The organism is Arthrobacter sp. efr-133-TYG-120 (assembly GCF_030209785.1).
Lineage (GTDB): Bacteria > Actinomycetota > Actinomycetes > Actinomycetales > Micrococcaceae > Arthrobacter.
On sequence record NZ_JARVRI010000004.1, the window covers coordinates 1 to 9112 of the forward strand.

A 9112-nucleotide genomic window follows, 5' to 3' on the forward strand; every position below is an offset into this window, starting at 1 on the left:
CTACTCTGCCAGCCAGTCCCAGACCAGCCACCCCAATCCTCACAGTCGTTTTGAGGGCTCATAACGACAACAAATGCGTGGGCCCACGCCGCCAGGGTTCCCTGGCCGAGCTTGCGAGGCTAGGGTGGCGGTGGGGATCAGTTGGGGGCGGGTACGTTGGGTGGGCCGGGGGACGTTAGCCTGCGTTGAGCTTGCCTGCCAGCCGTTCGCGCATCCGGATGCTCGCCGCGTTGAGGCCAACCAGCTCCACCTCGCGGCCGTGCCTGCGGTATTTCTCGGTCACGGAATCCAATACGGCAACGGTGGAAGCATCCCAGATGTGCGAGGCATGAAGATCGATGACCACGTGGTCGATTCCCTCCGAGGAATCCTTCGCATAGTCGAACTGCGTGTAGAGATCGTTGGAGGAAGCGAAGAACAACTCGCCATCCACCGTGTAGCTCGCCACGGTCCGGCCGTTGAGCTCAAGTTCACTCCGCTCCACCGTGGCGAAATGGGCCACTCGGCGGGCAAACAGCACCATGGCCGTGAGGACACCGGCTCCCACCCCGATAGCCAGGTTGTGCGTCGCCACCACCACGGCCACCGTCACGAGCATGACGCCGGTCTCGGACTTCGGGAGTCGCTTGAGGGTCGCCGGCTGGATCGAATGCCAGTCAAAGGTGATGAGGGAAACGAAGATCATCACAGCCACCAAAGCGGCCATGGGAATCATGCCCACCACGTCCCCGAGCACCACCACGAGGACCAGCAGGAACCCTCCGGCCAGGAAGGTCGAGAGCCGGCTGCGGGCGCCCGAACCCTTCACGTTGATCATGGTCTGCCCAATCACGGCGCAGCCGCCCAAGCCACCCAGGAATCCGGTGACGATGTTGGCGGTGCCTTGGCCCCAGGACACCCGGGCCTTGTTGGAGCGGGTATCCGTGATGTCATCCACGAGCTTGGCCGTCAAGAGGGACTCCAGGAGGCCCACCAGCGCCATGGACAAAGCGAACGGGGCAATGGTCTGGAAGGTTTCCCAGGTCAAAGGCACGTTGGGCAGAAAGAAACCGGGAAGGCTATTGGGAAGTTCGCCCTTGTCGTGCACCGTGGGGACGCGGATGCCGGCCAGCGTCGTGACCATCGTGAGGGCGACGACGGCCACCAAAGGCGCGGGCACCGCCGTCGTTATTCTGGGCAGGCCGAACACTATCAGCAGCCCGACGGCCACAATCGGGTACACCATCCAGGGGACGCCGATGAGCTCAGGCAGCTGCGCCATGAACACCAGAATGGCCAAGGCATTCACGAATCCGATCATCACCGAGCGCGGAATGAAGCGCATGAGCCGCGTGACCCCCAAGACCGCCAGGACGATTTGGAAGACCCCGGCCAGGATGACCGTGGCAATCAGGTAGTTCAGCCCGTGATCCTTCATGACGGGGGCGATCACGAGGGCGACGGCGCCGGTGGCTGCCGAGATCATAGCCGGCCGGCCACCCACGATCGCCGTGGTGACCCCCATCGTGAAGGACGCGAAGAGGCCGATGCGCGGATCCACGCCGGCGATCACGGAGAACGCAATGGCCTCCGGAATGAGCGCAAGCGCCACCACCAACCCGGCCAATGCTTCCGTCTTGAGCCTGCGGGGCGAACGCAGTGTGAAACGGAGGGACTGGAGCTGCTCGGGTGTCATGGGTCCTTAGCTGTTGGTCAGGCGGTACCGCTCGATCTGCTTGAGACGCCGCTGGAGGCTGTCCCGCCGGGGGTGGGGGACGACGTCGGGCGCCTCGGCGGTGAGGTCGATGTGTTCAGTGCCGTACTGCCAGAGCAGGAGGTCATCCAGGAGGCGGTCCGGTCCAGGGGAGTAACGGTGATCCAAGGCTTTGCGGACCTCGGTGATCCGGTTGGCGCTGAGGAGACCGGCGAGTTCCACGGTCTTGTTCAGTCCGTGGGCCGCGAGAAGCTCCGCAGCCCAACCCCAGTCGTCATCAACTTTACGGTCAACGTGGGGAAGCAGCGTCCGCCAGACGTCACGCACCCGGTTGGGCGTGAGGGGCATGGAGCCTTCGCCGTCGAGATCCCAGTAGCCGCGGACTTCCTCGTAGCGTTCGTGGAGGTCGGCGAAGGCGCTTTCCACGGTTTCCAGCATTGCCGCTGTGGCAGTGAACTGGCGGTCGAAATGCGGTGTCCAAGCGCGCGGATCCTCGGCCTTGAAGCGGATGTCGTGTTCGATCTCGCTCCAGGCATGCGCAAAAACCGTACGTATCTGGCATTCGAAGAAGTAGCTGCCATTGGGCGGAATGTCCGGATTGAAGACCTGTTGGTAGGCCTTCACGGACTCGTTTTGGATGGTGCGGAGGATGAGGTGGCGGCTGGAATATCCGTAGGTGCCGGACTCGATGGAGCCGATGTCCTTCTCAAGGTCTCCGCGGCAATCGAAAAGCTGGCGCTGGCGCTTGATCAAGTTGGCAACCGCGGCGTTCTCGGCCGGGAGCTTGGTGATGACGCGCAGCCCCACCATGTCGTTCAAGGTCCGGAAGGGATCCGGGAACTTCAGCACCCGCGGACCCCCCTCCAGGGGCACCTCGGTGCGGGAAATCTTCTCCCGGAAAGATTCGACCGTCTTGGTGCGTCCCGTGACGAAGAGGGGCACGGACTCGCTGTTCTTGAGCATGTCCCGCAAGGTCAACAGGACATCGCGGGTGACGAGTTTCAGGGCAGGCCGGACGCGTTCGTAAAGCTCCACGTTCGCCTGTACTGATTCGCGCAGCTGAGGATCCAAGCTGTCCCAATTGCTAGCCATGCCTCCAGCTTACGGGGGAGGGCCGACAGTGAAGCGGAGAAGGAGCCTCTGGTGCTACCGGTGCGCCACCTGGAAGCAGGAGGGTACGCTCGGGCAGTGCCTTGAGGAAGGCTCCGCGTGGATCCTCAGGCCATCGTTCCCGCTCCGCGGCGCTCCTCCGCGATAGGCTCGGCACAAAGGAGGACACGATGAAGCGGCACAAGTACTACTACGGCCAGCACTCCAGCCAATGGGGCGAGCTGTTCGTACCCGATTCGCTACAACCACACCGCAACAGACCCGATGGAGTGGTGGTGGTGATCCACGGAGGCTATTGGCGCTCCCAATACGGCGCCGAACTCGGTGAGCCGATTGCCCGGGATCTCGCTGCACATGGAATTGCCGCCTGGAACCTTGAATACCGGAGGGCCGGAAACGGTGGAGGCTGGCCGCATACGTTCGAAGATGTCCTCGATGGGATCGACCACTTGGGCGAGATTGCCGGCAAACATGAACTTAATCTGAACAAAGTGGTGGCACTGGGACACTCCGCAGGCGGCCATCTCGCGGTTTGGGCGGCCGGGCGGGAAAAACTCTCCAAAATCGGCGCCCCGGACGCCGACCGCCAGCTCCATCGGCATGACAACGGTGCGGCAGTGCGGCTCACCGGCGTCGTGAGCCAGTCTGGCCTGCTGAACCTTGCCGACGCCGAGCGGCTCAACCTGAGCAACGGCGCCGTCGACAACCTCATGGGTGGCGACTCGGTAAGATACCCCAAACGGCATATCTATGCGGACCCCATGAGGTCGCTGCCCATCCCCGTACCGGTCTTCGCGGTCCATGCTGCATCGGACGAGGATGTCCCGTGCAGCCAGTCCGAGGCTTATGTTGCCGCAGCCACCGCTTCCGGGGGAGCGGCCCAGTTCCTCAAGGTGCCCGGCGACCATTTCGACCTGATCGATCCAAGGGCGGTTGCGTACAAGAAGTGCCGGGAGTTGGTGCAGCGGCTGCTCGCGTGACGGTTTGCCGGCAAAGTCACCGGCTGTCATCGAGAGACGCACACCACATCCGCATGGCAGAGTTGTCCCATGCTGACAGTCATAGGTGAAGCGCTGGTTGATGTCGTCCAGCGTTCCTCGGGAATCGATGCCCACGTGGGCGGAAGTCCGCTCAACGTTGCCGTGGGCCTGGCCAGGCTGGACCACGCTGTCCAGTTCATCGGCCGTTTCGGCAATGACGCCTACGGCGACTCGATCGCAGCCCACTTGCGCTCCAGTTCCGTCATGGTTCCGCTGCCGCCGGACGAGAGCCCCACGAGCGTTGCCACCGCCTTGATCGACGACGACGGCGCTGCAAGCTACACCTTCGACCTCGCCTGGGAGCTTCCCGGCCTCGCCGCGCGCTTGCCGTTCATGCTTCAGGGGACCTCGCTCCTGCATACCGGCTCGATTGCCACGATGTTGGAGCCGGGTGCAGCGGATGTCCTTGCCGCCGTCGAGCATGCCCATCCGAATGCGACTGTTAGCTTCGATCCGAACTGCCGGCCCAGCATCATCAAGGATCGAGAATTTGCGCGGGCCCAGGTGGAGCGTTTCGTGGCGCTTGCCGACGTGGTCAAGGCATCCGACGAGGACCTTGAGTGGCTCTATCCGGGCGTCGACGTCTTGGAATCGGCCCGGCGCTGGCTGGGCCTGGGCGGCAGCGGGGGGCCCGCCGTCGTGGTGGTCACGCGAGGCGCGGACGGACCCTGGGGTGTCACAGCCGCGGGCGAGGCCCAGGTGGACGCCCCAAAGGTAGAGGTGGCGGATACCGTGGGTGCGGGCGATTCCTTCATGGCCGCACTGCTCTCCGGGATCGTTGACCACGGGCTGGCAGGGGCCCAAAACCGCGACGAACTGCACGCCATGCCCGCCGAAGTGCTCGAAGGACTCCTCAGCCATGCCGCGCGCGCAGCGGCAATCACGGTCTCCCGGCCGGGCGCGAATCCGCCGACGCGTGCCGAACTCAACGCCTTGGGCGTCCCGGAAGCCGGTGCAAGCGTCGAGAGGCAGCCATGAGCTACGCCGACCTTCCACAAGTCCCATCGTTCGATGTCACCAGCGGCTCGCTGAAGGACGGCGACGCTCTCAGCCCGGCCCAGACCAGCAAGCGCTTCGGCGTGACCGGCGGCAAGGACGAATCCCCGCAACTGGGCTGGAGCGGAGCCCCTGAGGGCACCAAGGGTTACGTCGTCACCGTCTTCGACCCCGATGCTCCGAGGGCGGGCGGCTACTGGCACTGGGCAGTGGTCAACATCCCCGCCACTACGAACTCGTTGCCTGCCGGTGCCGGCGTTCCGGGTGGTGCGCACTTGCCGGCCGGAGCGGTTCAACTCAAGAACGACGCCGGGTTCCCCGGTTACCTGGGTGCCGCGCCGCCGCCTGGGCACGGTCCGCACCGGTACATCGTGGCCGTGCACGCGGTCGACGTCGCTGAACTGGGGCTCGACGCCGGTGCCTCTACGGAAGCCCTCGTCCGCACACTGGCTTCTCACACGCTGGCCCGGGCCGTCATCACGGGCCATTTCGAGCGGCGCTAGCTCCAGGGGCTAAGTCGACGGCGGCCGCCCCCACGTAGACTGACATAATGCGGCTCGTAGCAAGTGACATTGACGGCACCATCCTTGGGCATGACGGCAAGATCAGCAGCCGCACCATCCGCGCATTCCATGCCTGCCGCGACGCGGGCATCGAGGTGGTGTTCGTGACGGGTCGGCCACCGCGCTGGCTCTACCCCCTCCGCGAACAGATCGGCCATAGCGGCATCGTTATTTGCTCCAACGGTGCAGTGGTGTGGGACCTTGAAGCTGACAAGCTGATTTCGGCCAATGCCTTGAGCATCGCCTCTGTACTGGAGGCCCGCCGGATCATCAAGCAGCTCCGGCCCGACGCCTTGTTCGCTGCCGAAACACTCACGGGATTCCACCTGGAGCCCGGGTTCATCGAGAACGAGACCAGCGAGCTCCTGGCCGAGTTCACGCCCGCGTGGCTGGACGAAACGCTGACCGCGGACGACGCCGTCGTGAAGTTCCTTGCCGTAACGCGCGGCGGCACTCCGGATGATTTCCTCGCAAGGGTGCAGCCCGCCGTCGCGCATCTCGTGGAGACCACCCACTCGGCGCCGCGGACCGCACTCCTGGAAATGTCGGCGCCCGGTATCAACAAAGCCGTCACACTCGCCGTATATGCGGCATCCCGAGGCATCGAGGCCGCCGAGGTGGTGGCATTCGGTGACATGCCCAACGACGTCGAGATGCTGCGCTGGGCGGGCGACGGGTACGCGATGGCCAGCGGCCATCCGGAGGCGATCAGCGCGGCCGGCCAGCAGGCGCCCCATTTCGACGACGACGGCGTGGCCCAGATCCTCGAGGCAAAGCTCGCTTCCCTGCGGGTTTAGTCGGCCCCGCACCGGACCGCCGTGCACGGCTAGTTCGGCGCCCGCAGTCCGTGGCTGTGCGCCAAGGCAATCGCCTCTGTTCGTGAACCCACGCCGAGTTTCCTGAAGATATTCCTGACATGGAATTTAACGGTGTTTTCGCTGATGTGCAGCTTGGCGGAGATGGCCCGGTTGCGCTGCCCGGCCGCCAACAGTTGAAGAACTTCCATTTCTCGCTCGGCCAGGCCCCATCCGCCGATATCGCCCGCCGGGGCTGATGGAGGGTCCAGCGGCAGGACCACCTGCACGTCAGCTCCCCAGCCGGCCATGACCTCGATGTTCATTCGGCCGTCCAGCGCTGCCACCCTGTTGTTGAGCCGGGCAATGTTGGGCGAATCCGACGTCAGTTCGCCTAGGCCGTCGTCGCGCACGTTGATGAGGAGGTTCACGCCGTCGCAGTCCCACTGCACCCGCACACGCCTGACCGCTGGCTGCTCCACGATGGCCAGCACCAGTCCCCGCACGATCGCCCTGGAGGCGTGGGCAACTTCGCCGGGCAAGGCACGGCCGTTGACCGGTGGCTCGATGAACTGGATGTCGAGCCCGCTGAAGTGCATGAGCGGCCGCAGGTCTTCCCGCAGCCGTTCGAACGCCTTGGCCACCGGCTCTTCGACGAGGTCTGTGGTGCGGTCGCTGAGCGTCCGGAGACTGACCAGCGAGGTAGCGGCCAGGTCGGTGACGGTTTTTCTGGCAGTGGCATCGTCCAGGGCGCTCGATCGCAACGCCGCCAAAAGTGTCTCCAGGGTGGTCGAATGCCTGTCCACGAGTTCGGCCGTGACGCGGAGCCGCTCGGCTGACGCCGCGCGGGATTCCAAAAGGTACGACGGCGGCGCGTCCGCCACCTTCTCCTGGATGCGCCGCGCTGTGAGCTGCCATAGGTAGTCAAGCATCCGCAGGGCCGACTCGCGCTCCAACGGTTCGTCGGGCAGGGCCGGCTCAGTGAGGGTCAGCAGCGCATTGCTCTCGGACGTCAATGCAAGAACAGGCCGTTGCTCGCCGGCGATGGCCGCTTCCCCATGCCACACCTCGCCTTCCGTGACCCGGGTCCGCAGTTGATCCAACTCGGGAATGGAGACGCGGCTGATGATGCCCTCTGCCCCGGCTTTCTTCTGGGGCCGGCCGGTGCAATCTTCGGTGAAGATCACCAGCGCGCTGCTGCCTACGTACGGAAGCGTCGCTTCACGGAGCCTCTCGGCGATGGTCGTGAGCGGTGCGTTGGCCAGTTCAGCGACTGCCTCGAGAAGGGTCCATCGGCTTGAGGTCATCCCGCCACTTTAGCGCTTCGCGCCGTCCGCCTACTACCCAAACGGGTAGCTAATACCGCCCTTGTTCAGCGTTACGCCTACCCGTTCAGTCCTGAAGGATTGATTCAAACGGAGCATTCACCTGAGCAGGAGGCAACGCATGACCACCACCGCAGAGGCCGTCCAGGCCGTATCGGACGTCGACCCAAGCCCGGATGTCGAGCTAAGCCTGGCCCTCGTGGGCAGCGAGATCGCGGAAACGGCAGCTGAAGTGGACCTTCGGCAATTGTCCAGCCTGGCCACGGAAGTCCAGACTGCCGGGAACTCGGCCACCGGCCGGATCTTCGTTGCAGGAGCCGGCCGCAGCGGCCTCGTCCTGCGGATGGCTGCGATGCGGCTGATGCACCTCGGCTTCGACGTGCACATCGCGGGGGACACCACCACACCGGCCATCCGCTCGGGCGACCTCCTCTTGCTCGCCTCGGGCTCTGGGACGACCTCCGGCGTCGTGCGCGCCGCCGAGACTGCCTCCAAGGCCGGCGCCAGGATCGCCGTCTACACCACGAATGCCGCGTCCCCGCTCGCGGAACTGGCCGACGTCGTCGTCATCATTCCGGCGGCGCAGAAGACAGACCACGGTTCCACGCTGTCGCGTCAATACTCCGGCAGCCTGTTCGAGCAGGTGCTCTTCCTCGCTGCCGAAGCCGTCTTCCAGGCCCTGTGGGACAACGATGCAACCCCGGCCGAGGAACTCTGGCTCCGCCACGCCAACCTCGAATAGCCCCTGATTTTCACCGCACCAACACCACAACAAACGACAGAAAGAGATCCCTCCATGAAGCTGCAAGTCGCTATCGACGTCCTCACCACCGAAGCCGCCCTCGAGATCGCCGGCAAGGTCGCCGAATACGTGGACATCATCGAGCTCGGCACCCCCCTGGTGAAAAGCGAAGGCCTGTCCGCGGTGACGGCCATCAAGGATGCCCACCCGGACAAGGTCGTGTTTGCCGACCTCAAGACCATGGATGCCGGTGAACTTGAAGCCGACATCGCCTTCAAGGCGGGCGCAGACTTGGTCTCCGTGCTTGGCGGCGCAGACGACTCCACCATCGCGGGTGCAGTCAAGGCCGCCAAGGCCCACAACAAGGGCATCGTGGTTGACCTGATCGGCGTTGCGGACAAAGTAACCCGTGCCAAGGAAGCCAGGGCCCTCGGTGCCAAGTTCATCGAGTTCCACGCTGGCCTCGACGAGCAGGCAAAGCCGGGCTACAACCTGGATGTGCTCCTGAGCGCCGGTGAGGAAGCCCGCGTGCCGTTCTCGGTGGCCGGTGGCGTGAACCTGTCCACGATCGGAGCCGTCCAGCGCGCCGGAGCGGATGTCGCCGTCGTCGGCGGTTCCATCTACGGTGCCGACGACCCCGCACTGGCCGCGAAGCAACTGCGCGCCGCCATCATCTAGGCCCACCTCCCAGCCGGCGGTCCCAACTGGTCCCCACCGCCACCCTCGCCTCGCAAGCTCGGCCAGGGAACTCTGGCGGCGTGGGCCCACGCAATTTTCGTCGTTTTCAGGCCTCTAAACGACTGTGAGGATTGGGGTGGCTGGTCTGGGACTGGCTGGCAGAGTAGGTAC

Annotated in this window: 9 protein-coding genes; 6 read left to right on the forward strand and 3 right to left on the reverse strand. The window is 64.8% G+C overall.

Features of this window, described 5'->3' with window-relative positions; genetic code table 11:
- Positions 1–175: 175 nt before the first annotated feature.
- Complete coding sequence (locus tag QRN51_RS03275; protein ID WP_284988604.1) at positions 176–1675, reverse strand: SulP family inorganic anion transporter; 1500 nt, start codon at positions 1673–1675, stop codon at positions 176–178.
- A 6-nt stretch (positions 1676–1681) separates the two neighbouring features.
- Positions 1682–2785: a GTP pyrophosphokinase gene (locus QRN51_RS03280; RefSeq protein ID WP_059388901.1), complete on the reverse strand. Its 1104-nt coding sequence runs from the start codon at positions 2783–2785 to the stop codon at positions 1682–1684.
- Positions 2786–2973: 188 nt separating this feature from the next.
- Here QRN51_RS03280 and QRN51_RS03285 point away from each other — a divergent pair, with 188 nt between their 5' ends.
- From QRN51_RS03285 to QRN51_RS03300, 4 genes are all read left to right on the forward strand, one after another.
- Positions 2974–3783 (forward strand): alpha/beta hydrolase, encoded by an 810-nt coding sequence (locus QRN51_RS03285; protein WP_284988606.1) that lies wholly within the window; start codon positions 2974–2976, stop codon positions 3781–3783.
- A gap of 69 nt (positions 3784–3852) precedes the next feature.
- Positions 3853–4821: a carbohydrate kinase family protein gene (locus QRN51_RS03290; protein ID WP_284988608.1), complete on the forward strand. Its 969-nt coding sequence runs from the start codon at positions 3853–3855 to the stop codon at positions 4819–4821.
- Complete coding sequence (locus QRN51_RS03295; RefSeq protein WP_284988609.1) at positions 4818–5342, forward strand: YbhB/YbcL family Raf kinase inhibitor-like protein; 525 nt, start codon at positions 4818–4820, stop codon at positions 5340–5342. The genes QRN51_RS03290 and QRN51_RS03295 overlap by 4 nt, the downstream gene beginning before the upstream one ends.
- Before the next feature lie 47 nt (positions 5343–5389).
- Positions 5390–6199 carry an HAD family hydrolase gene (locus QRN51_RS03300; protein WP_284988610.1) on the forward strand — a complete coding sequence of 270 codons (810 nt, stop codon included), beginning with the start codon at positions 5390–5392 and terminating at the stop codon, positions 6197–6199.
- 29 nt (positions 6200–6228) lie between these two features.
- On the opposite strand, the gene QRN51_RS03305 is transcribed toward QRN51_RS03300, so the two are convergent.
- Positions 6229–7503: a helix-turn-helix transcriptional regulator gene (locus QRN51_RS03305; protein WP_284988611.1), complete on the reverse strand. Its 1275-nt coding sequence runs from the start codon at positions 7501–7503 to the stop codon at positions 6229–6231.
- A 139-nt stretch (positions 7504–7642) separates the two neighbouring features.
- On the opposite strand from QRN51_RS03305, the gene hxlB reads away from it, so the two are divergent.
- Entirely contained in the window at positions 7643–8263 is a 621-nt protein-coding gene (gene hxlB / locus QRN51_RS03310; protein ID WP_284988614.1) for a 6-phospho-3-hexuloisomerase, read from the forward strand.
- 54 nt (positions 8264–8317) lie between these two features.
- A complete protein-coding gene (gene hxlA / locus QRN51_RS03315) occupies positions 8318–8941 on the forward strand; it encodes a 3-hexulose-6-phosphate synthase (protein ID WP_059388908.1) in 624 nt (207 codons plus the stop codon).
- Positions 8942–9112 lie beyond the last annotated feature (171 nt).